Source organism: Thiobacillus sp. SCUT-2 (assembly GCF_035621355.1).
In the GTDB taxonomy this organism is placed as follows: Bacteria; Pseudomonadota; Gammaproteobacteria; order Burkholderiales; family Thiobacillaceae; genus Thiobacillus; species Thiobacillus sedimenti.
In genome coordinates, this window is sequence record NZ_CP141769.1 from 110,065 (window position 1) to 131,762 (window position 21,698).

The following is a 21,698-nucleotide window of genomic DNA, read 5'->3' on the forward strand; positions in this document are numbered from 1 at the left end:
GCCTTCGACGGCGTACCGTCAAGCCCCCGGGTTCCGGCCCGGGGGCTTTTTATTTGGAGGCGGTGCCTGCGCTAGACGGGGGCGGATTTGAGCCAGCGGGCCTGACGGCAAAAACGCAGCAGCTGCCGGAGCTGGGTCAGGCCCCGGGCGTGCGCCAGCGGCAGCAGCGCCAGCCATAGCTGCGCGGTGGCGTAGGCGTCGGCGAGCGCACCGTGGCGCTGGTAGACCGGGATGCCGAAGTGCGCGAGCCAGTCGTCCAGCGGCCGGTTGAATCCCGGGCCGGTGGGCAGCAGCAGCGGCGCGAGCAGCGCGAGGTCGAGCCATACGGCGGAATCCTTCAGTCCCAGCCAGGCCATGCTCGCACGCTCCAGCGCAACGCGGTCGAACGCCGCGTGGTACGCGAGCCGTGGGCGGCCGCCGGCGAATGCCAGCCAGTCGAGCAGCGCTGCGGCGGGCTCGGCGCCGGCGAGCTGTTCGCCGGTGGTGATGCCGTGCACGAGGATGTTGTCGCCGGTGGTCGCCTCGTGCTGCCGCAACCGCAGCTCGCACGCGGGCGTCACGGCGATGGCGCCGCCGGTCACCCTGACCGCGCCGATGGCGAGCAGCGGGTCGACGCGCGGATTGAGGCCGCCGGTTTCGACGTCGACCACGATCCAGTCCTCGTTCAGGCCCTGCTCGCGAACCGGGCGTGCCGTGACTTCCTGCAGGCGCGCCGCGAGTGTCGTGTCCAGGGCGGGGCGGGGACGGAAACGCCAGATCACGAGCGGCAGCCCTGACGTGTGGATATCTTGGCGGGTGTGCTCAGCCTGGCCAGGCGCCAACCCTGCTTATGCGGTCGCGCCGACACATGGCGCGAACCGGCGCAGATGGTCGATGGCTGCCTGAATCAGCGAATTGGCGGCATCCGGCATCGGCTCCCCTTCGGCATGTTCTATTTGCCGGTCATTATCGTCAGGGGCCGGCGCATTCCGCAAGGCGGCCACTGCAGCTTGCAGGAGGGGCGTGAAACCTGCTCGCCGCGGCCGTGACGCGTGGGCCGGTGTGCAAGGATGGCGCCATCCGCGCTATTCTAAAAATAGCGGAAAACTTTTCCTTCCAATAAAGAACGAGCATGACGAGCGATGCATCGGCAACGGGCCACCCTGGCCCGAACGGCCCGGGCACGGCCGGCCCGGACGAGATGGAGGCCCTGATCGGGTTCCAGGGTTCCCTCCTCGAGGACATCGCGCTGGGACATGACGATCCGGACATGATCGATCGCATCTGCCGTTTCGGCGAGCGCCTCGTGCCCGGTTCGGTCGCCACGGTCATGCTGCTCGACGACACCGGCGTGCTCAATGTGCACGCCGCCCCGAATGCGAGCCCCGGTCTGACCGACTACCTCGAAGGACTGCGCCCCGGCCCGGAGGCCGGCTCCTGCGGCAATGCGGTCTATCGGCGGGAGCCGGTCTTCGTTGCGGACACGCTCACCGACCCGAGATGGCGCGGGCTGCGGCATCTGGCGGAGGCGTCCGGGCTGCAGTCCTGCTGGTCGATCCCGATCCACGCGCGCGACAGCAAGGTGATCGGAACCTTCGCCCTGTCCGGTTTCGAAAAGCGGATGCCATCCGCGTTCCAGCAGCGGCTGATGGAAATCGCCGCCTCCCTGATCGGCATCGTGCTGGCGCGGCGCAAGCAGACCGATGCCCTGAAGCGGAGCGAGGAACGCTTCAGGCGCCTGTTCGAGGCGGGAACGGATTCCAAGTTTCTGCTTTCCCGCGACGGGCGGATCCTCGACCTCAACCGGATCGCCCACAAGCGTCTCGGCTACGCGAAGGACGAAATGCTGGGGCGGCATGCGGCCGAGTTCGTCGCGCCGGAGCATACGGAGGCGGTTGCGCAGCGGATCGCGCGCGTGAGCCGCGAGGGACAGGCGACTTACGGGTCGGCGCAGGTATGCAAGGACGGCTCGGTGATCCAGGTCGAGATCAGCACCATCCGGCTCGAGCTCGACGGCCAGGAGACCTACTACAGCATCGTTCGCGACGTCACCGAGCGCAGCCGCATCGAGACGGCGCTGCACGAAAGCGAGAAGCGCTTCCGGGATCTCGTGGAGACGACCACCGACTGGATCTGGGAGACGGACGCTGCGCTGCGCTACGTGTACGTAAGCCCGGGCGTGCGCACCATGCTCGGCTACGCGCCGGAAGCGCTGCTCGGCAAGACGCCGTTCGACCTTATGCCGGAGGAGGAGATTCACGCGAAGGACGCCCTCGTCCGCGAGATCGTCGCGGCGAAGGCGCCGCTCGACCAGGTCCAGTCGAACCGGCTGCACCGCGACGGGCACGCCGTCATCGTCGAAACCAGCGGGCTGCCGCTCATCGACGGCGCGGGAAGGCTCACCGGCTACCGCGGCGTGACGCGCGACATCACGCGGCGCAAGCAGATGGAGCGCGAGCTGCGGGACAGCGAGGCGAATCTGCGGGCCATCCTCGAGCATGCGCCGATCGGTCTGGCCATCGTCTCGATGGAAGGGCGCTTCCTCGAAGTCAACCGCTCGCTGTGCGAGATCGTCGGGTACGACAAGGACGAACTCGAGCGGATGACGTTCCAGCAGATCACGCACCCGGACGATCTGGCGTCGGATCTCGACAACGTGACGCGCCTGCTGGATGGCGAGATTCCGTTCTACAAGATGGAAAAGCGCTATGTCCGCAAGGACGGCGGCATCGTGTGGATCCAGCTCACCGGTTCGGTGCTACGCGATGCGGCGGGCGCGCCCCGGCATTTCATCGCACAGATCGAGGACATCTCGGACCGCAAGGCGTCGGAGCAGCGGCTGCGGCAGGCACTGGAACTGGCCGACAGCGTCATCCATGCGATTCCCGACCTGCTGTTCGAGGTCGACGAGAGAGGCACCTACCTCAACATCTGGGCGCAAACGCCGGAGCTGCTCGCGGCGCCCAAGACGGCCCTGCTCGGGCGCACGCTGGACGAAGTCCTGCCCCCGGATTCCGCTGCCGTGGCAGCCGCCTCGCTGCGTGAAGCTGATGAAAAGGGGCGCTCGTTCGGCATGGTGATGCCGCTGCCGCTGCCCGAGGGCATGAAATGGTTCGAGCTGTCGGTGGCGAAAAAGCAGGGCGGGGACACGCCGGACAAGCGTTTCATCGTGCTGTCGCGCGACATCACGGAACGCGTGGGGGCCCAGGAACAGCTCAGGCAGCTCGCCTATTACGACACGCTCACGGATCTGCCCAACCGCCGCTTTCTACTCGAAAAGCTCGACTGGGCCCTGACCCAGGCCAAGCGCCACCGCCGATCGCTCGCGGTCATGTTTCTCGACCTCGACCGCTTCAAGCAGGTCAACGACCGTCTCGGCCATGACTTCGGCGATCGCCTGCTGCAGGTCGTGGCGACAAGGCTGGGCGCCGCCGTGCGGCGCGGCGACATCGTGGCGCGCCCCGGCGGCGACGAGTTCATCATCGTGCTGACCGAAATCGGCCACCCGGACGACGCCGTGCGCGTGGCCCGGAAGATCGTCGGGGCCCTCGCCGTGCCGGTTGAAATCGGCCCTCACCGGATCGAGATCGGAACCAGCATCGGGATCGCAATCTATCCGGTCGGCGGAGAAGACGATGCGCGCGAGCTGATGAAAAAGGCGGACGGCGCGATGTACGTCGCAAAGCAGGCGGGAGGCAACCGCTACCATCTCGTCGGCGGCTGACGCGGAACGCCCCGCGCTCAGGCGTCGCGGGCGATCTGGTGCGGGGCGGGGCGGTGCGCGAGCCCTGCGACGACGGTCAGGGCGCCGAAGACGGCGAGCGTGGGGCGGATGCCGATGGCGTGCGCGAGGCTGCCCATCGCCAGGCTGCCGAGCGGCGCGATGCCGAGAAAGGCGACCGAGAAAATGGCCATCACGCGTCCGCGCATGTCGTCGCGCACCCAGCTTTGCAGCAGCGTGTTGCTTCCGGCCGCGACCAGCACCACGGAGAATCCGAGCACCATCAGCAGCGGATAGGCGAGGAAGCTCGTCCGGTTCAGCGCGAACAGCAGGAGTGCGACGCCGGCCAGGCTGACTGCGTGCGCCACCCGCCGCGCGAGGCCGTCGATCGAGACGTGCGACGCGAGAAACACGCTCGCCAGCAGGGCGCCCGCGCCGACACTGCTGACGAGGAGACCGAAAGTCCGCGCGTCACCGCCGAGAATCGTGCGGGCATAGAGTGGCAGCATCACCACGTAAGGGGCGACCAGCAGGCTGACCGCCGCGACCCGCTGCAGGAAGAGCCGGATGTCGCGATGGCTGAACGCGTAGGCGAGCCCCTCGCGCAGGGCGTGCAGGGCCGGCTTCGACGCGCCGCCGCCCGGACGCGTATGCAGCGCGGCCAGCGCGACCAGCACGGCGAGGTAGGAGGCGGCGTTGAGCAGGAAGCACACCGCCTCGCCCGCGCGCGCCACGATCAGTCCGGCGAGCGCGGGGCCGACGAAGCGCGTGGAATTCATCATGAAGGAGTTCAGCGCGATGGCGTTGGGCAGCAAGGCGCGGTCGCCGACGAGGTGCACGACCAGCGACTGCCGTGCGGGAATGTCGACCGCATTGATGCAGCCGAGCACGAAGGCAAGGCCCAGCAGCAGCGCCGGGGTCGCCCAGCCCTGCCAGGCCAGCACGGCGAGTGCCAGGGCCTGCAGCATGGCCAGCGCCTGCGTCGTCATCATGAGCCGGCGCCGGTCGGTGCGGTCCGACCACACGCCACCGAGCGGCGCGAACAGCAGGATCGGGATCTGGCTGGCGAAGCCGAGCAGGCCCAGTACCAGTGCCGAGTTGGTCAGCTTGTAGGCGAGCCAGGCCATCGCGATCTGCTGCATCCAGGTGCCGGCGACGGAGATCAGCTGGCCGGCAAAATAGATGCGGAAATCGCGGGCGCGCAGCGCGCGCAGGGGGTGAGGCAGGGCGGCAGGCATCGTCGGGAACGTCGGCGCGGATCGAGCTGCGATGATGGCATCGATCAGACGGACGGGCCAGTCGTGTTCCGGGGCCTTCGTTCTGGACGCGTCGGCCTCGCCGGCCAATGACGCGGCCGCATTCGGGATGCCCGATCAGCACCCGCAGCAACTGCCCTTGCCGGCTATCTGGATCGGCGGGCACGGCACCGTGCCGTAGGAACAGAAGACGCAGCAGTCCCCCGGCTTGGGTCTCAGCACCGTGTGACATTGCGCGCACTCGTAGAACCACTGGCAGGCGTCGGTGGGCATCGTCTCGGTCCGGGCGTGGCCGCACACCGGGCAGGTCAGCGTCGATTGCAGGATGACGTCGTTCAACTTGGCTGCTTCCTTCATGGTTGAGGCATCACCGGCGCCCCTCGCCGCATGCCGCGGGCGAATCGACGCCACAGGACTTTCTCGACCGCTGCGTCGGGCTTTCCGTGGCCCATCAATGGGCCGGCTCGATCTTCGTGATCGTGGCGTCCATTCCCGACACGACGAATTCAAAGTTCACCCGCTGCCCGGCCCTGACCGTCTCCGCCTGGCCGCGGCTGATTCTGAAGGGCATGGTCATGGGCGGCCAGTTGAGGCTCTTGACGGCCCCGTGGGCGAGGGTGATCTTGCCGGCCTTGGCGTCGACCTTCTTCACGACGCCGACGGCCTGGTGCGAGGCGCCGGGCTTGGCCTGCTGGCCGCCCATGTCCATGCCCGGCATGACCGAATCGGCGCATGCAGCACCGGCGCCCAGGGACAGGATGATTGCGAGCGTGAGCGGGAGGGTCTTCTTCATGATGCTTCCTTTGATTTCAGGTTGGAGGAGGAGTTCATCGGACGCCCGCGCATGAGCAGGTAGGCGGCGGGGATCACGAACATCGACAGCAGCGGCGCGGTGATCATGCCGCCCACCATGGGCGCGGCGATGCGGCTCATGATCTCGCTGCCGGTGCCGCTTCCAAGCAGGATGGGCAGCAGGCCGGCGATGATGACCGCCAGCGTCATGGCCTTGGGACGCACGCGCAGCACGGCGCCTTCGCGGATGGCGTCGATCAGCGCGGGCCGGCTCTCCTCGCCGGCGTCGAGCCGTTTCTGCCACGCCTGTTTCAGGTAGACCAGCATGATCACGCCGAACTCCGCCGACACCCCGGCCAGCGCGATGAAGCCGACGCCGGTGGCGACCGAGAGGTTGAATCCCATCCAGTACAGGAACCACACCCCGCCGGTCAGTGCGAACGGCAGCGTCGCCATGATCAGCAGGGCTTCGTCGAGGCGTGCGAACGTGAGGTAGAGCAGCACGAAGATGATCAGCAGCGTCGCCGGCACGACCAGCTTCAGCCGCGCGTTGGCCCGCTCGAGGAATTCGAACTGGCCGGAATACGCGAGGCTCATGCCGGGCTCGAGCCTGACCTCGCGCGCGACGGCGCGGCGCAGGTCCGCCACCACCGACGCGAGATCGCGCCCGCGCACGTCCACGTAGACCCAGCCGCTGGGGCGCGCGTTCTCGCTCTTGAGCATCGGCGGGCCGTCGGTCACGACGACCCGTGCGACCATGCCCAGCGTGATCTGGGCGCCCGCCGGCGTGACGATGGGCAGTTGCGTGACGCGCTGCACGGTGTCGCGCCATTCGCGCGGGTAGCGCAGGTTGATCGGAAAGCGTGCCAGCCCCTCGACGGTCTCCCCGACGTTTTCGCCGCCGATGAGGCCACTCACCACCTCCTGCACGTCGGCGATGTTGAGCCCGTAGCGTGCAGCCGCGGCGCGGTCGATGTCGACGTCGAGGTAGCGTCCCCCGGTCAGCCGTTCGGCGAGCGCCGACGACACCCCGGGAACCGTGCGCGCCACGCGCTCGACCTGCCGGGCGACGCGGTCGATCTCGGCCAGGTTCGTGCCGGCGATCTTGACGCCGATCGGACTCTTGATGCCGGTGGCCAGCATGTCGATGCGGTTGCGGATCGGCGGAATCCAGATGTTGGAGAGGCCGGGCACCCTGACGGTGCGGTCCAGTTCCTCGACGAGCTTTTCCGGCGTCATGCCGGGGCGCCACTGGTCGCGCGGCTTGAACTGGATCGTGGTCTCGAACATCTCGAGCGGGGCGGGGTCGGTGGCGGTCTCGGCGCGGCCGGCCTTGCCGAACACGCGCGCCACTTCGGGCACGCTCTTGATCAGGCGGTCGGTCTGCTGCAGCAGTTCGCTCGCCTTCTGCGCCGACAGCCCCGGGAGCGCGCTCGGCATGTAGAGCAGGTCGCCCTCGTCGAGCGGCGGCAGGAACTCGCCGCCGAGGCGGCTCGCGGGCCACGCTGCCGTGAGGAATACCAGTGCGGCGGCGAGCAGGGTCAGCTTCGGCCGCGCGAGCACGGCGTCGAGCATCGGGCGGTAGAGACGGATCAGCAGGCGGCTCAGGGGGTTGCGCGATTCTTCCGGCAGCCTGCCGCGTATCCAGTAGCCCATCAGGATCGGCACCAGCGTGACCGAGAGGCCGGCCGCCGCCGCCATGGCGTAGGTCTTGGTGAAGGCGAGCGGTCCGAACAGCCGGCCCTCCTGCGCCTGCAGCGTGAACACCGGGATGAAGGACAGCGTGATGACGAGCAGCGAGAAGAACAGCGCCGGCCCCACCTCGATCGCGGCCTCGGTCACGACGCGCCAGTGGGCCTCGCCGGCCAGGACCTCGCCGGGATGGGCGCGGTGCCACGCCTCGATCTTCTTGTGCGCGTTCTCGATCATCACCACGGCCGCGTCGACCATCGCGCCGATTGCGATCGCGATGCCGCCCAGCGACATGATGTTGGCGTTGATGGCCTGATAGTGCAGCAGGGCGAAAGCGACCAGCACGCCGAGCGGCAGCGACACGATGGCGACCATCGACGAGCGCAGGTGCCACAGGAAGGCGACACAGACCAGCGCGACGACGATGAATTCCTCGATGAGCTTGTGGCTGAGGTTCTCCACCGCCCGGTCGATCAGTTGGCTGCGATCGTAGGTCGGCACGATCTCGACGCCCTGCGGCAGGCTTCCCCGCAACGTGTCGAGCTTGGCGTGCACCGCCGCGAGCGTTGCGCGCGCGTTCTTGCCGGAGCGCAGGATGACGACGCCGCCGACCGTCTCGCCCTGGCCGTCGAGCTCGGCGATGCCGCGCCGCATTTCCGGCCCGAGCTGGATCCGGGCGACATCGCCGAGCGTGACCGGCACGCCGCCGACGAGCTTGAGCGGGATTGCGCGGAAATCGTCGAGCGACGCGAGGTAGCCGTTTGCACGCACCATGAGCTCCGCTTCGCCCAGTTCGAGCACGCCGCCGCCCGTTTCCTGGTTGGCTGCCTGGATCGCTTCGCGCACCATGGCCTGCGTGATGCCGAGGCTCGCGAGCTTCACCGGATCCAGCACGACCTGGTACTGCCTGACCATGCCGCCCACGGTGGCGACCTCGGCGACGTTGGGCAGCGTCTTCAGCTCGTACTTCAGGAACCAGTCCTGCAGGGCGCGCAGCTGGGACAGATCGTGCCGGCCGGTGCGGTCGACCAGTGCGTATTCGTAGATCCAGCCGACCCCGGTGGCGTCCGGGCCCAGGCTCGACCTCGCCGCGGCGGGCAGGCGGCCCTGCACCTGGTTGAGGTACTCCAGCACCCGCGAGCGCGCCCAGTAGAGGTCGGTGCCGTCCTCGAACAGCACGTAGACGAAGCTGTCGCCGAAGAAGGAAAAGCCGCGCACGGTCTTCACCCCGGGCACCGACAGCATCGTCGTGGTCAGCGGATAGGTGACCTGGTTCTCGACGATGCGCGGCGCCTGGCCGGGGTAGCTGGTGCGGATGATGACCTGCACGTCGGACAGGTCCGGCAGCGCGTCGACCGGCGTCGTCTTGACTGCCCACACGCCCCAGGCGGTCGCGAACAGCGCCGCCAGCAGCACCAGGAGGCGGTTGGCGACCGACCAGCGGATGAGCTTCGCGATCATGGCCGGGCTCCCGCCTTGTCCAGGCGCTCGACGACAAGGCCCTCGTCCGTCTGGCGGACGAAGACCGTGACGTGGTCGCCGGCCTTCAGGCCCTTGGTCAGATCCGGTCGGGCGAGCGGGAAGACCATCGTCATGCCCGGCATCGACAGCGTCTTGAACGGCCCATGGGTCAGGGTGACTTCGCCGGCGCCGATCTCGTCGATCTTCGCCTCGGCGGGATGCAGGACGACGCCCGCCGGCGCAGCGGCTGCTTCGCGCCCGGCGCGGGCCATGAGGCCGCTGAGGCTGGCTTCGGAGTCGATCAGGAACTGGCCGCTGGCGACGATCTTCTGACCGTCCTCCAATCCGGAAGCGATGACCGTGCGGTCGCCGACTTCGGGACCGAGGGTGACTTCGACCGGCGCGAAGCGCCCGTTCCCGTCCGCCACCATGACCAGTGCGCGCTTGCCGGTGCGGATGACCGCCTCGGTCGGCACGGCGAGCGCGTTGCCTTGCAGATCCGACACCAGCCGCACCTGGGCCGAGAGCCCGGGGCGCAGGCGGCCGTCCGGGTTCGGCAGTTCGATCCGCACCTGCAGGCTGCGCGCCGCGTCGTTGAGCGCGGGCAGGATCGCGCTGACGCGGCCGCCGATGGGTTTGCCTGGGAAGCCGGCCAGCTGGACCTCGGCACGGACGCCGGGACGCACCCAGGCCGCGTAGGCCTCCGGCACCGCGACGTCGAGCCAGACCGTACCTAACCCGTTCACGCGCGCGAGTGTCTGCCCGGCGGCGACCGTCATGCCGGCGCGCACGTCGAGCGACTGCAGCAGGCCACCGCGCGGCAGGCCCACCGTGTACCCCGGCTGCGGCACGCCGCGCTGCTCGACGCGGCGGATCAGGTCGTCCGGCATGCCCAGGAGGTGCAGCCGGTCGCGTGCCGCCGCCAGCAGCGCGGCGTCGCCCGCCGAGCGGATCGCCAGCAGCTCGTGCTGCGCCGCGGCCCATTCCGGCACCAGCAGGGTGACCAGCGGCTGCCCGGGCCGGACCACGTCGCCGGGCGCCAGCGGCCACACGCGCTCGACGAAGCCGCCGGTGCGGGCTTGCACGATGGCGACGTCGCGTTCGTCGAAGCCGATCAGCCCGCTCGCGTCGATCCGCGTGGACAGCGGCAGGCGCTCGACGCTCGCCAGGCGCACGCCGAGGTTCTGGACGACGGCCGGGTCGATCCTGACGCCGCCGTCGCCCGTCGTCTCGTCGGCGTACTTGGGCAGCAGCGCCATGTCCATGAAGGGCGACTTCCCCGGTTTGTCGAAATGCTGCTGCGGCACCATCGGGTCGTACCAGTACAGCACCCGGCGCCCGTCCGGCGCCGCTGCCGGCGCGGACGCGGCAGTCGGCTTGCCTGCGGCGGCCCGCTGGGCCCACCACCAGCCGCCGCCCGCCCCCAGCCCCAGCAACATGCCGGCAACGACGCCGGCGCCCAGTACCTTGATCATCGGCTTCATTCGTGGTCCCCCGTGTGCGGGTCGGCATCGTCGCCGTAGGCGTAGTGCAAACGCGCGGCGACCTGAAGTTGCTCGCCTTCCAGGGCGATGGACTTGAGCTCGGTGTCGATGCGTTCGCGGCGTGCGGCGATCAGCCCGGTCAGGCTGCCCTTGCCGCCGCGCCACGCGGCCATCGCGAGGTCGACCTTCTCCTGCGCCAGCGGCAGCAGGACGTTGTGCTGGCGATTGACGGCGGCGGTGAGCCGCTGGTAATCCGCGAAGTCGCTCGCCAGCATCGCGGCATGCTCGCGCAGGGCGGCGGCGCGCTCCGCATCGAGGCGCGCGCGTTCGGCACGCGCGGCGGCGATCTTCGGGTCCTGGCGCGCGCCGGGGAAGACCGGCAGGTCGAAACTGACCTGGACCGACATCATGTCGCCGTACTGCTGGGCGCGGCGCTGGTAGTCCATCTCCAGCGCCCAATCGGGCCGCTTCGCCGCCTGCGCCTCGGCGATGTCGGCGTCGAGCACGCGTGCCCGGGAATCGAACGCCAGCAGTTCCGGGTGGCGATGCAGGCGGTGTTCCAGGAGATTGTGTGCGATCGGCCATTCGGGCACGCCGCCCTCGAGGGGGGCGTCGGCCGCAGCGCCGATCCAGCGCCGCAGCGATGCGATCGCCTGCTCCTGGCGGGCGCGCAATTCGTCGCGCCGCTCGTCGATCAGGGCGGCCTCCTGCCGGGGGGCGACGATGTCCGTCGCCGAGCCCTTGCCGCCGGCGAGTTCGGCGCGGACCGCGGCCGCGAACAGCCGGTTTTCCGCTGCGAGGTCATCGATGCACGCCAGCTGGCGCTCGACGCTCTGGCGAGCGATCCAGGCATCCGCGACCGCACGCAGCACCGTCAGCCGCACGATGCGGGCCTCGGCCTCGCTCAGGGCGACCTGGCCCTGCGCCGCGGCGACGCGCGCTTCGCGCTTGGCGGCGTTGGGAAACGCCTGCATGAGACCGACGCGCTGCATGGTCATGGCGTCGCGGGTCAGGCTGTAGCGGTCGGCGCCCTCGATCGGCAGGTTGTTGATGCCCAGCACGAGCTTGGGGTCGGGCAGGGCGCCGGCAGGAACCCGCAGGGATCGGGCCGCGGCGACGCCTTCCTCGCTGGCCTTCAGCTGGGGAGCATGCGTTTCGGCGAGGCGCAGCGCCTCGTCGAACGTCAGCGCGTGGCCGGGCGAACTCAGGCCGGCAAGCAGCATGGTCAATGCCATGTGCCCGCACGTGAAGCAACGGGTAAACGTAAACACGATGGTCTTCCTTCGGTTGAACAAGACAGCGTGCCGAGAAGGCACGCGCTCGACGACCGGGAAGCGCTAAATGCGGAAGACCTGGTACTGGATGCGAAGGGGTGGAGATGCGTCAGCCAGCCAGCCCGGGCGGACGGGGCGGGCGCGAGCAGCGGGCGGTACCGAGAGGCCGACCGGGGAGGCGGGCGCCGCGCTCGTCAGGACCAGCGGCGGAATGTCGAGCGAGGGCCGATGGTCGGCCTGCACGGAGGGCGCGTGATGCGCCTTGCAGAGCGGCGGCGATTTGGCGTCCATGCCGTCGGCGCAGTCGGCCGGCATGCCGGCCGACTGCGGGGCGGCGACGGGCAAGTCCAGCGGGCAGGCGTACGCTGCGACCGCGAGCTGGCTCCATACCAGGATCGCGGTGCACAGGAAGGCGATCAGGCGCCGTGTCTGCTTCCGTAACATGGGACGGAGCGTAGGAGCAATGTGGCGGCGAGTCAATGGTGCGGATGGCGGCTTTGCCGCGGCGGAGTCGGGTGTTCGCGCCAATAACTTGCCGCGCGCGGCCATGAAAAAGCCCCGCATGAAGCGGGGCTTTTTCTGGCTACAGGGAGCCGTGGTGGCGATTTACATCATGCCCATGCCGCCCATGTCGCCCATGCCGCCGCCCATCGGGGCTGCAGCCGCCTTGTCTTCCGGCAGGTCGGCGACCATGCAGTCGGTGGTCAGCATCAGGCCGGCGATCGACGCGGCGTTCTGCAGCGCGGTGCGGGTGACCTTGGTCGGGTCGAGCACGCCCATCGCGACCATGTCGCCGTATTCGCCGGAGCCGGCGTTGTAGCCGAAGTTGCCCGAGCCTTCCAGCACCTTGTTGACGACGACCGAGGACTCTTCGCCGCAGTTCTTGACGATCTGGCGCAGCGGCTCCTCGATCGCGCGCAGCACGATCTTCACGCCGGCGTCCTGGTCGTGGTTGTCGCCCTTGATCGCGGCGGCCGCGGACTTGGCGCGCAGCAGCGCGACGCCGCCGCCGGGAACGATGCCCTCTTCAACGGCGGCACGGGTGGCGTGCAGCGCGTCTTCGACGCGGGCCTTCTTCTCCTTCATCTCGACTTCGGTCGCCGCGCCGACCTTGATCACGGCCACGCCGCCGGCCAGCTTGGCCTTGCGTTCCTGCAGCTTCTCCTTGTCGTAGTCGCTGGTGGCTTCCTCGACCTGCTTGTTGATCTGGGCGATGCGCGCCTTGATCGCGTCAGCGGAACCGGCGCCGTCGATGATGGTGGAGTTCTCCTTGCCGACTTCGATGCGCTTGGCGCGGCCGAGGTCCTGCAGGGTGGCCTTCTCGAGCGAGAGGCCGACTTCCTCGGCGATCACGGTGCCGCCGGTCAGGATGGCCATGTCTTCCAGCATCGCCTTGCGGCGGTCGCCGAAGCCGGGGGCCTTGACCGCGCAGGTCTTGAGGATGCCGCGGATGTTGTTGACCACCAGGGTGGCGAGCGCTTCGCCGTCGACGTCTTCGGCGACGATCATCAGCGGCTTGCCGGCCTTGGCGACCTGTTCCAGCACCGGCAGCAGGTCGCGGATGTTGGAGATCTTCTTGTCGAACAGCAGGATGAACGGATCTTCGAGGACCGCCATCTGCTTGTCGGGGTTGTTGATGAAGTAGGGGCTGAGGTAGCCGCGGTCGAACTGCATGCCCTCGACCACGTCGAGCTCGTTCTCGAGGCCCGAGCTGTCTTCCACGGTGATCACGCCTTCCTTGCCGACCTTGTCCATCGCGGCGGCGATGATGTCGCCGATCGAGGCGTCGGAGTTGGCGGAAATGGAGCCGACCTGGGCGATTTCCTTGCTGCTGGTGCAGGGCACGGAAATCTTCTTCAGTTCGCCCGTGATGGCGACGACAGCCTTGTCGATGCCGCGCTTGAGGTCCATCGGGTTCATGCCGGCGGCGACGAACTTCATGCCTTCGTTGACGATGGCCTGGGCCAGCACGGTCGCGGTGGTGGTGCCGTCACCGGCGACGTCGGAGGTCTTCGAGGCGACTTCCTTCACCATCTGCGCGCCCATGTTCTCGAGCTTGTCCTTCAGTTCGATCTCCTTGGCGACCGACACGCCGTCCTTGGTCACGGTGGGGGCGCCGAAGGAACGGTCGAGCACCACGTTGCGGCCCTTCGGGCCCAGGGTCACCTTGACGGCGTCAGCCAGGATGTTGACGCCAGCCACCATGCGGTGACGCGCGGAATCGCCAAAACGTACGTCTTTTGCAGCCATTCTTAAACTCCTAAATTTGAATTCGGTTGGATTCTTGCGGGGGGGCGGCTTACTTCTCGATCACGCCCATGATGTCTTCTTCGCGCATCACCAGCAGTTCCTCGCCTTCGACCTTGACGGTCTGGCCGGCGTACTTGCCGAACAGCACGCGGTCGCCGACTTTCACGTCCATCGCGATCAGCTTGCCCTGGTCGTCTTTCTTGCCGGCGCCGACGGCGACGACTTCACCCTGGTCGGGTTTCTCGGTCGCGGTGTCGGGGATCACGATCCCGGAAGCGGTCTTGCGCTCTTCTTCCATGCGCTTGACAATCACACGGTCGTGCAGAGGACGGATTTTCATTGCAAAGTCTCCATTGCGGTACGTTGATAACCGGCAGCCGGGCTGCCCGATAAATAAGGAGGCGGCGAAGGTGTTGTTAGCACTCGCCGCCATCGAGTGCTAATGGTAGGGGCGGAAGGTTTCAATTTCAAGTCCATGGACGATTGTCGGTCGCCATTAGAGTTGATAGGTTTGCCACCAAAGTCGACACTCCCGTCGATAAAGCCAGGGCATGCATCGCATGCTAATCCCCTTCGGCTTTGACGGGGTTCTCGCGCACAACCCTCAGTCGAGCCTGTTCGCGCGATCGACACGTCGGCATAATGTGTCGATGAAAACGGAAAATATCGACACATTTTCTTGACGTGTCGAAGCCGCGTACATAGAGTTCGGTTGTGTCGAAGTTTTCAGCAAAGATGAACATGAACAACGCGAGCTGGAGGCCGGACCGCCCATACAACGACTTGCCGCTCCTGCCCCCCGCGGTCGAGCTGGAGACCCGTGCCGTGCTGAAGCAATGCATCACGGCCCGCGCGGCACTGGCCGAACTGAAGCAGGCGGCGGAGCTCATTCCCAACCAGGCCATGCTGATCAGCACCTTGCCATTGCTGGAGGCGCGCGCCAGTTCGGAGATCGAAAACATCGTGACGACCACGGACGAGCTGTTCCGGCATGTTGGACACGAGGCACAAGCCAATTCGGCCACCAAGGAGGCGTTGCGCTACAGCCGCTCGCTGTTTGATGGCTTCACGGCGCTCAAGCAAACCCAGCTCAGCACGCGCACGGCCGAGCAGATCTGCACCGCGATCAAGGGCGTGGAGATGTCGGTCCGCCGTACGCCCGGCACGACGCTGAAGAACGATGCGAACGGTGAAACGATCTATACGCCACCCGAGGGCGAGACGCGCCTGCGCGATCTGCTGGCGAACTGGGAGCGCTATCTGCACGAGGAAACCGACGTCGATCCGCTGATCCGCATGGCCGTGGGGCATTACCAGTTCGAGGCGATCCACCCGTTCAACGACGGCAATGGGCGTACCGGACGTGTCCTGAATAGCCTGTTCCTGATCCAGGAGAATCTGCTGACCTTGCCCATCCTCTACTTGAGCCGCTACATCATTCAGAACAAGGCCGATTACTACCGGCTGCTCTTGCAGGTGACGCGCGAGCAGGCATGGGAAGCCTGGTTGCTCTACATCCTAAGAGGGGTGGAAGAAACGGCGAATTGGACGACGGGGAAGATTGGGGCAATTCGCTCCTTGTCGGATCAAACTACGGAGTATGTGCGCGCGAGCCTGCCCAAGGTATATAGCCACGAACTGGTGAGCCTGTTGTTCAGACTGCCGTATTGCCGCATCAGCAACTTGACCGAGGCTGGCATCGCCAAACGCCAGACGGCTTCGCTATATCTCAAGCAGTTGGTGGAAGTTGGCGTGCTGAGCGAAGTGAACGCGGGCAAGGAAAAGCTGTTCATTCATCCGAGGCTCATGCAGTTGCTTACGCGCGACAGCAATCAATTTACGCCGTACTCGGCCATCTAATGCGAAACCCCCACCCGAACTTGCGTTCGGGTGGGGTGGTTGGGTTATGCGGCCTGCTTCATCAGCAAGCCATTGACGCCTGTACCTTCCGGCGCCGGTTTGACGATGGGGTCGATCCCCCTGGCCACCAATCCCATCCTCAGCTTCTCGGACTGACTTGCGCCACTCGATCCGCCCTCAAAGACGATCTGTGCCCGGCCTTCACCCGGATGGGGGAAGTCATCCGAGTTCCACGCCGTTGCGCCTGGCAGGCCACAAGTTGGCGAGCACCTTCCGCCGGAATCAATCCCTGAAAATGTTCGTGAACGGCTTCGTGAAGTTGCGCCGTTCTCGCTAGCAGTACGGCAAGCTTTTCGGTCATGGGGCCATCGTAAGCAGCGTGACCCACAGGATCTCGCACTCATGGAGCGTCGACCGCACGAAGCCACCGAAACCGAACGGCAGCGCGGTCGGCTAGAATTGGGTGCTCCTTACTGGCACTATCGTCTTTAATCTCGAAAACCACGACGACTATCGGAATTGGCGTCAATTTCTCGGATTTTGGGAATGGCGATAGTCATCCGGATCCCTTGAAAGACGGGCAAGTGGACTATCGAATCTAATGGCGACCGACAACGATCTCCTGAGCCGCACCCGTGCCGCCGTCTGGCACCCCTGCACCCAGATGAAGGAGCTGGAAGCCATCCCCCCGTTGCCCGTCGCGCGCGGCGAAGGCCCCTGGCTCATCGACACGGACGGCAGGCGCTACCTCGATGCCATTTCGAGCTGGTGGGTCAATCTCTTCGGCCACTGCAACCCGCGCATCAACGCCGCGATCACCGACCAGCTCGGGCGGATCGAGCACGTGATGCTGGCCGGCGCGACGCACGCGCCCGTGGTGGAGCTGTCCGAGCGGCTGGCGAAACTGACCGGGTTGGGTCATGCCTTCTATGGCTCGGATGGCGCCTCGGCCACCGAGATCGCCCTGAAAATGAGCGCTCACTTCTGGCGCAGCCAGGGCCAGACGCAGAAAAATGGCTTCATCAGCCTGAAGAACGGCTATCACGGCGAAACCGTCGGCGCGCTCTCGGTGACCGACATCCCGCTGTTCAAGACGACCTACGCGCCGCTGCTGCGCCCTAGCGTGCAGGTGCCGACGCCCGACGCGCGGCTCGCCGAGCCGGGCGAATCCGCCGAAGCCTTCGCGCTGCGGTGCGCCGACGCCCTCGAGGCGTATTTGGCGGAACACGCCGCCACGACCGCGGCCTTCATCGTCGAGCCCTTGGTGCAGGGCGCGGCCGGCATGGCGATGTACCACCCGGCCTATCTCCAACGTGCGCGCGAACTGTGCGACCGCTACGCCGTGCATCTGATCGCCGACGAGATCGCGATGGGCTTCGGCCGCACCGGCACCCTGTTCGCGTTCGAGCAGGCGCCGCCGCTCGCGCTCGCGGGAGCGGGCATCAAAACGGTCCGCCCCGACTTCATCTGCCTGTCGAAGGGCATAACCGGCGGCTATCTGCCGCTGTCGGCGGTGCTGACGACCGACGAGGTCTACGCCGCGTTCTACGGCGACGACACCGCGCGCGGCTTCCTGCATTCGCACTCCTACACCGGCAACCCGCTCGCCTGCCGTGCGGCGCTGGCGGTGCTCGACATCTTCGAGCAGGACGACGTGCTCGCCGCCAACCGTGCGAAGGCGGCCGAATTCACGGCCGTCCTGGCGGAGGTGTCCGCTCACCCCCGTGTGCGGCACTTCCGCCACTTGGGGATGATCTGGGCGTTCGACGTCGCCGACGCCGCGCCCGGGTTCGCCGCCCGCTTCCACCACGCGGCGCTGGCGCGCGGCGTGTTCATCCGGCCGATCGGCCGCAGCGTCTACGTCATGCCGCCCTACGTCACGCAGGCCGACGAGATGCGCGGGTTGGCGCAGGCCGTGCAGGCCTGCCTCGACGATCCGGCGATCTGATCCGTGTTCGCAACCCCGCCTGGAGACAACACCATGTGCCTCATCCGCCTTCTGCCCGCCCTGTCGCTCGCCTTCGGGACCGCCCTCGCGCACGCCGACGCGATGGACGGCATGCCGCACCCGGCGCCCGCGGCCGACGGCCGCGCCATCCTGCAGCTGGACGCCGCCGAGCGCGCCGCGATCCTCGAGGAAATGCGGCTGTTTCTCGATGGCGTGCAGAAGATGACCGGCGCGCTCGGTCGCCAGGACATGGATGCCGCGGCGGCGGCGGCGCGCGGCATGGGGATGCGCATGACGCACGACGTGCCGCCCGCGCTGCGTGCCAAGCTGCCGCTGGAATTCAGGCAGCTGGGCTTCTCGGTGCACCGTGACTTCGACCAGATCGCGCTCGACGCCGAGTCGCTGAAGGACGTCAGCCACAGCCTCGGCCAGTTGTCGGCTACGCTGCAGAAATGCGTCGCCTGTCACGCGGCCTACCAGATACCCACGACTGCGGCAGGCCTCGATCGCTGAGCGATTCCGGATCTCGCCTGCCGACGGGCCCCGGCAAGACTGAAAAACCAAGATGGAGGAAGCACGCCCGACATGAAACTGACCTTTCTCGGTGCAGCACGCGAGGTGACCGGTTCGAGCTATCTGGTGGAGGCCGACGGCCTGCGCTTCCTCGTCGACTGCGGCATGTTCCAGGGCGGGCGGGAGACGCGCGCGAAGAACTGCCGCGCGTTCAGCTTCGACCCGCGCACGATCGACTTCGTCATCCTCACGCATGCCCACATCGATCATTCGGGACTGCTGCCGCGGCTGGTCGCGCTCGGCTTCAAGGGCGCGATCCACGCCACCCGTGCCACCTGCGACCTGCTGGCGGTGATGCTGCCGGATTCCGCGCATATCCAGGAAAAGGAGGCGGAATACGAGAACCTCAACCGCTTCCGCCAGGGCATGGCGCGGCGCGGGGAATGCGAAGGTCGCGTCGCGGGTGCGCGCGACACGGCGCCGCTCTACACGGTGGCGCAGGCGCAGGCGTCGCTCAAGCGCCTCAATCCGGTCGACTACGACCTCGAGATCGCGCCGCATCCGCAGGTGCGCTTCACCCTGCGCGACGCCGGCCACATCCTCGGCTCGGCGATCGCCGAGGTGTGGGTGGGCGAAGGCGTACGCCGGCGCAAGATCGTGTTCTCCGGCGACCTCGGCCAGCCGGCGCGCCCCTTGCTGCGCGACCCCACGCCCATCCGCGACGCCGACTACCTGCTCGTCGAATCGACCTACGGCGACCGCAACCACAAGAGCATGGAAGCGACGCAGGACGAGCTGGTCGAGGCGGTCACCGACACGCTCGAACGCAAGGGCGGCAACGTCATCGTTCCGGCCTTCGCCGTCGGGCGCACCCAGGACATGCTGTACCTGCTGGCCGACCTGACGCGGCAGGCGCGCCTGCCCAAGCTCGCGGTCTACGTCGACTCGCCGATGGCCACTGCGGCTACCGAGATCACCTACCGGCACATGGAACTGCTCGACGCCGAAACGCACGCCCTGATGGGCCGGCACGGCGGCGCGCAGTATTTCCGCAAGCTCGAGTTCGTCGAGGACGTCGAGGAATCGAAGGCGCTCGACCGCATCAAGGGCGGCGCGGTCATCATCTCGGCGAGCGGCATGTGCGAAGCGGGCCGGATCAAGTTCCACCTGCGCACCAACCTGCCGCGCCGCGAGTCGACCGTGCTCATCACCGGCTTCCAGGCGGCGGGCACCTTCGGCCGCCGCCTGGTCGACGGCGCCAGGCGCGTGCGCCTGCTCGGCGAGGACATCCCCGTCCGCGCCGATCTCTATACGCTCGGCGGGCTGTCGGCCCATGCCGACCGCAGCGCCCTGCTCGCCTGGCTCGGCCATTTCCGCAGCGCGCCCCGGCGGGTCTTCGTGGTGCACGGCGAGGATGTCGTCGCGAACGGCTTCGCCGCGGACCTGCAGACGCAATTCGGCTGGAACGCCGTGGCGCCGAGCGCAGGCCAGAGCGTGCTGCTCGACTAGGCCCGCGCGTGCAGACAGTCGGCGGTCGCCTGCTGCTTGCCGGGCTGCTCGCGAGCCTGGCGGGGCCGGTGCGGGCTGCGCCCTCGCTGGCCGACTGGGAGGCGTGCAGCGCCATTCCGGCGGACGCGGAGCGCCTTGCCTGTTACGACCGCGTGTCCGGCCGCTCGCAGCCCGAGGCGCCGCCGCCGGCCGTGGCCCGGCCCGAACCCGTGCCTGCGCCGCCTGAGGCGGAACGCGCTGCGGCCGAGCCTGAGCTGCTGTCCGCGCTGTCGCGGCAGTGGGAATTGGACGACGCGGCCAAGCAGGGCGCCTTCCTGTTCCGCCCGCACCACGCCAACTACTTCCTGCCGCTGAAATACAGCCGCGCGCCCAACAACACGCCCTTCCAGGGGACGTTCACGCAGCCCGACCTGGGGCTCGACGCGGTCGAGACCGAACTGCAGCTGAGCTTCAAGATCAAGGCCATGCAGGGTGTGTTCGGCCACGACAACGTCGACCTCTGGTTCGGCTACACCGCGACCTCGTTCTGGCAGGCCTACAACCGCAGCATCTCGTCGCCGTTCCGCGAAACCAACTACGAGCCGGAAGCGATGCTGGTGTTCCGCACCAACTATGCACTCGGCGGCTGGCGCGGGCGCTTGATCAACCTGGGGTTCGCGCACCAGTCGAATGGCCGCGGCGCCGCGCTGTCGCGCAGCTGGAACCGCGTCTACGCGCAGTTCGGCTTCGAGCGGGGAAATCTCTCCCTGCTGGTGCGCCCGTGGTATCGCATTCCCGAAAGCGCCGCCACCGACGACAACCCCGACATCCAGAAGTACATGGGCCATGGCGACCTGCAGCTGGTCTACCGCAAGGGGGAAAACGCCTACTCGCTGCTGCTGCGCAACAACCTCAGGTCGCCGGGCAACCGCGGCGCGCTGAAGCTCGACTGGAGCTTCCCGCTCTACGGCCGCCTGAAGGGTTACCTGCAGTACTTCAACGGCTACGGCGAATCGCTGATCGACTACAACTTCCGCCAGCAGTCGCTCGGCGTCGGCGTCAGCCTGACCGAGGGCATGTAGGCGTCAGGGCGCGTTCGGCACCGCCTCTTCCAGCAGGCGATGCACGTACTTGACCGGGATCGCATAGGTGAGCCCGCTCGGCGCCGACAGCGCGGCGTCGCGCGTGCCCTTGACGTAGACCGAATTGACCACGCCCAGCACCTCGCCGGTGTCGGGATGCCACACCGGACTGCCGCTGTTGCCGGGGTAGGCGACGGCGTCGAGCTCGAATACTTCGTACGCCACCCCCGCCTGCTTGATTGCGTGAGGCGTCAGTTGCGAGGCCGCGGCGACCGGATTGAAGATGGGGATGATGGCGGCAAGCCCGGCGCGATGCGTCGATGCGTTGAGCCCGAGGATCGCGCCGATCGGGTAGCCGGTGAAATAGAGCTGCCAGCCTTCGCGCGCATGATCGGAGTCGCCCAGCTTCAGCGGCGGCAGCGGGTCGCCGGCGACGCGGAGCACCGCGAGGTCGTGGGCCTTGTCGGTGGCGACCAGCGTCGCGGAGCGCACCGAAATCTGCCGGCCGCGGCCGATGAAGACCGCGTAGCGCTCCATCTTTTCGCTGTCGAGCGGCTTGCTGAAAATGTGCGCGCACGACACGACGTAGTGGCCGTCGAGTACCGCAAAGCCCGTCCCCTGCAGGCTGGCTGGCGGGCGGCCCGTGGGCATGATGGTGCCGACGCCGACCACGCCGGGCTTCACCAGCGGCAGCGTGTCGGCGACGTCGGCACGCGCCGTCATCGCCGTCGAGGCGGCAAGCAGGGCCAGCGCCAGCCGCCACGCGGACCGCGCGCCGCCACGCGGCACCGGACTGGTATGCGGCTTGCTGGCCAAACGGGCGCAGCGCCGCCCGATCGGCCCGGGCAGCGGCGTGCAAATTCGATACAATCCGGGCGGCAGCAAAGACTTTCTATCC

The 21,698-nt window shown here is 67.7% G+C and carries 17 protein-coding genes; 6 read left to right on the forward strand and 11 right to left on the reverse strand.

The features are described from left to right. Positions 1–71 precede the first annotated feature (71 nt). Positions 72–761, reverse strand: coding sequence for a 3'-5' exonuclease (locus tag VA613_RS00520; protein ID WP_324779913.1), 690 nt, complete (start codon positions 759–761; stop codon positions 72–74). 350 nt (positions 762–1,111) lie between these two features. On the opposite strand from VA613_RS00520, the gene VA613_RS00525 reads away from it, so the two are divergent. Then, the gene (locus VA613_RS00525; RefSeq protein WP_324779914.1) at positions 1,112–3,703 is read left to right on the forward strand and encodes a PAS domain S-box protein; all 2,592 of its coding nucleotides are present in this window, start codon (positions 1,112–1,114) and stop codon (positions 3,701–3,703) included. 17 nt (positions 3,704–3,720) lie between these two features. Here VA613_RS00525 and VA613_RS00530 read toward each other — a convergent pair whose 3' ends face one another. The 9 genes from VA613_RS00530 to groES all read right to left on the reverse strand — a co-directional run bounded on the left by VA613_RS00530 (position 3,721) and on the right by groES (position 14,249). Beyond that, positions 3,721–4,938, reverse strand: a complete 1,218-nt coding sequence (locus VA613_RS00530; protein WP_324779915.1) for an MFS transporter — start codon at positions 4,936–4,938, stop codon at positions 3,721–3,723. Between the two features lie 135 nt (positions 4,939–5,073). Next, positions 5,074–5,295: a GDCCVxC domain-containing (seleno)protein gene (locus tag VA613_RS00535; RefSeq protein ID WP_324779916.1), complete on the reverse strand. Its 222-nt coding sequence runs from the start codon at positions 5,293–5,295 to the stop codon at positions 5,074–5,076. A gap of 112 nt (positions 5,296–5,407) precedes the next feature. Beyond that, on the reverse strand, positions 5,408–5,749 hold the full coding sequence (locus tag VA613_RS00540) for a copper-binding protein (RefSeq protein ID WP_324779917.1): 342 nt from the start codon (positions 5,747–5,749) through the stop codon (positions 5,408–5,410). Next, a complete protein-coding gene (locus VA613_RS00545; protein ID WP_324779918.1) occupies positions 5,746–8,901 on the reverse strand; it encodes an efflux RND transporter permease subunit in 3,156 nt (1,051 codons plus the stop codon). Before VA613_RS00545 ends, VA613_RS00540 begins: the two co-directional genes overlap by 4 nt. Further along, a complete protein-coding gene (locus tag VA613_RS00550; RefSeq protein ID WP_324779919.1) occupies positions 8,898–10,385 on the reverse strand; it encodes an efflux RND transporter periplasmic adaptor subunit in 1,488 nt (495 codons plus the stop codon). The genes VA613_RS00545 and VA613_RS00550 overlap by 4 nt, the downstream gene beginning before the upstream one ends. After that, positions 10,382–11,620: a TolC family protein gene (locus VA613_RS00555; protein ID WP_324779920.1), complete on the reverse strand. Its 1,239-nt coding sequence runs from the start codon at positions 11,618–11,620 to the stop codon at positions 10,382–10,384. Before VA613_RS00555 ends, VA613_RS00550 begins: the two co-directional genes overlap by 4 nt. Before the next feature lie 102 nt (positions 11,621–11,722). Next, a complete protein-coding gene (locus tag VA613_RS00560; protein ID WP_324779921.1) occupies positions 11,723–12,103 on the reverse strand; it encodes a hypothetical protein in 381 nt (126 codons plus the stop codon). A 162-nt stretch (positions 12,104–12,265) separates the two neighbouring features. Next, positions 12,266–13,909, reverse strand: coding sequence for a chaperonin GroEL (gene groL, locus VA613_RS00565; RefSeq protein ID WP_324779922.1), 1,644 nt, complete (start codon positions 13,907–13,909; stop codon positions 12,266–12,268). Positions 13,910–13,958: 49 nt separating this feature from the next. Next, complete coding sequence (gene groES / locus VA613_RS00570) at positions 13,959–14,249, reverse strand: co-chaperone GroES (protein ID WP_324779923.1); 291 nt, start codon at positions 14,247–14,249, stop codon at positions 13,959–13,961. A 395-nt stretch (positions 14,250–14,644) separates the two neighbouring features. Between groES and fic the strand changes: the two genes are divergently transcribed. The 5 genes from fic (at position 14,645) to VA613_RS00595 (ending at position 20,800) form a co-directional block, all read left to right on the forward strand. After that, complete coding sequence (gene fic, locus VA613_RS00575; RefSeq protein WP_324779924.1) at positions 14,645–15,769, forward strand: protein adenylyltransferase Fic; 1,125 nt, start codon at positions 14,645–14,647, stop codon at positions 15,767–15,769. A gap of 601 nt (positions 15,770–16,370) precedes the next feature. Then, positions 16,371–17,717: an adenosylmethionine--8-amino-7-oxononanoate transaminase gene (gene bioA / locus VA613_RS00580; protein WP_324779925.1), complete on the forward strand. Its 1,347-nt coding sequence runs from the start codon at positions 16,371–16,373 to the stop codon at positions 17,715–17,717. 33 nt (positions 17,718–17,750) lie between these two features. After that, entirely contained in the window at positions 17,751–18,230 is a 480-nt protein-coding gene (locus tag VA613_RS00585) for a hypothetical protein (RefSeq protein WP_324779926.1), read from the forward strand. Between the two features lie 72 nt (positions 18,231–18,302). Further along, the gene (locus tag VA613_RS00590) at positions 18,303–19,739 is read left to right on the forward strand and encodes an MBL fold metallo-hydrolase (RefSeq protein ID WP_324779927.1); all 1,437 of its coding nucleotides are present in this window, start codon (positions 18,303–18,305) and stop codon (positions 19,737–19,739) included. Between the two features lie 8 nt (positions 19,740–19,747). Continuing rightward, positions 19,748–20,800, forward strand: coding sequence for a phospholipase A (locus tag VA613_RS00595; protein ID WP_324779928.1), 1,053 nt, complete (start codon positions 19,748–19,750; stop codon positions 20,798–20,800). A 3-nt stretch (positions 20,801–20,803) separates the two neighbouring features. Here VA613_RS00595 and VA613_RS00600 read toward each other — a convergent pair whose 3' ends face one another. Further along, complete coding sequence (locus VA613_RS00600; protein ID WP_324779929.1) at positions 20,804–21,616, reverse strand: S1 family peptidase; 813 nt, start codon at positions 21,614–21,616, stop codon at positions 20,804–20,806. Positions 21,617–21,698: the final 82 nt, after the last annotated feature.

What these genes read in the sequence shown, in the direction of transcription:
- VA613_RS00525 (WP_324779914.1), top strand. Translation starts at nt 1,112, where the DNA reads ATGACGAGCGATGCATCGGCAACGGGCCACCCTGGCCCGAACGGCCCG.
- VA613_RS00530 (WP_324779915.1), bottom strand. Translation starts at nt 4,938, where the DNA reads ATGCCTGCCGCCCTGCCTCACCCCCTGCGCGCGCTGCGCGCCCGCGAT.
- VA613_RS00540 (WP_324779917.1), bottom strand. Translation starts at nt 5,749, where the DNA reads ATGAAGAAGACCCTCCCGCTCACGCTCGCAATCATCCTGTCCCTGGGC.
- VA613_RS00545 (WP_324779918.1), bottom strand. Translation starts at nt 8,901, where the DNA reads ATGATCGCGAAGCTCATCCGCTGGTCGGTCGCCAACCGCCTCCTGGTG.
- VA613_RS00550 (WP_324779919.1), bottom strand. Translation starts at nt 10,385, where the DNA reads ATGAAGCCGATGATCAAGGTACTGGGCGCCGGCGTCGTTGCCGGCATG.
- VA613_RS00555 (WP_324779920.1), bottom strand. Translation starts at nt 11,620, where the DNA reads ATGGCATTGACCATGCTGCTTGCCGGCCTGAGTTCGCCCGGCCACGCG.
- VA613_RS00560 (WP_324779921.1), bottom strand. Translation starts at nt 12,103, where the DNA reads ATGTTACGGAAGCAGACACGGCGCCTGATCGCCTTCCTGTGCACCGCG.
- groL (WP_324779922.1), bottom strand. Translation starts at nt 13,909, where the DNA reads ATGGCTGCAAAAGACGTACGTTTTGGCGATTCCGCGCGTCACCGCATG.
- groES (WP_324779923.1), bottom strand. Translation starts at nt 14,249, where the DNA reads ATGAAAATCCGTCCTCTGCACGACCGTGTGATTGTCAAGCGCATGGAA.
- fic (WP_324779924.1), top strand. Translation starts at nt 14,645, where the DNA reads ATGAACATGAACAACGCGAGCTGGAGGCCGGACCGCCCATACAACGAC.
- bioA (WP_324779925.1), top strand. Translation starts at nt 16,371, where the DNA reads ATGGCGACCGACAACGATCTCCTGAGCCGCACCCGTGCCGCCGTCTGG.
- VA613_RS00585 (WP_324779926.1), top strand. Translation starts at nt 17,751, where the DNA reads ATGTGCCTCATCCGCCTTCTGCCCGCCCTGTCGCTCGCCTTCGGGACC.
- VA613_RS00590 (WP_324779927.1), top strand. Translation starts at nt 18,303, where the DNA reads ATGAAACTGACCTTTCTCGGTGCAGCACGCGAGGTGACCGGTTCGAGC.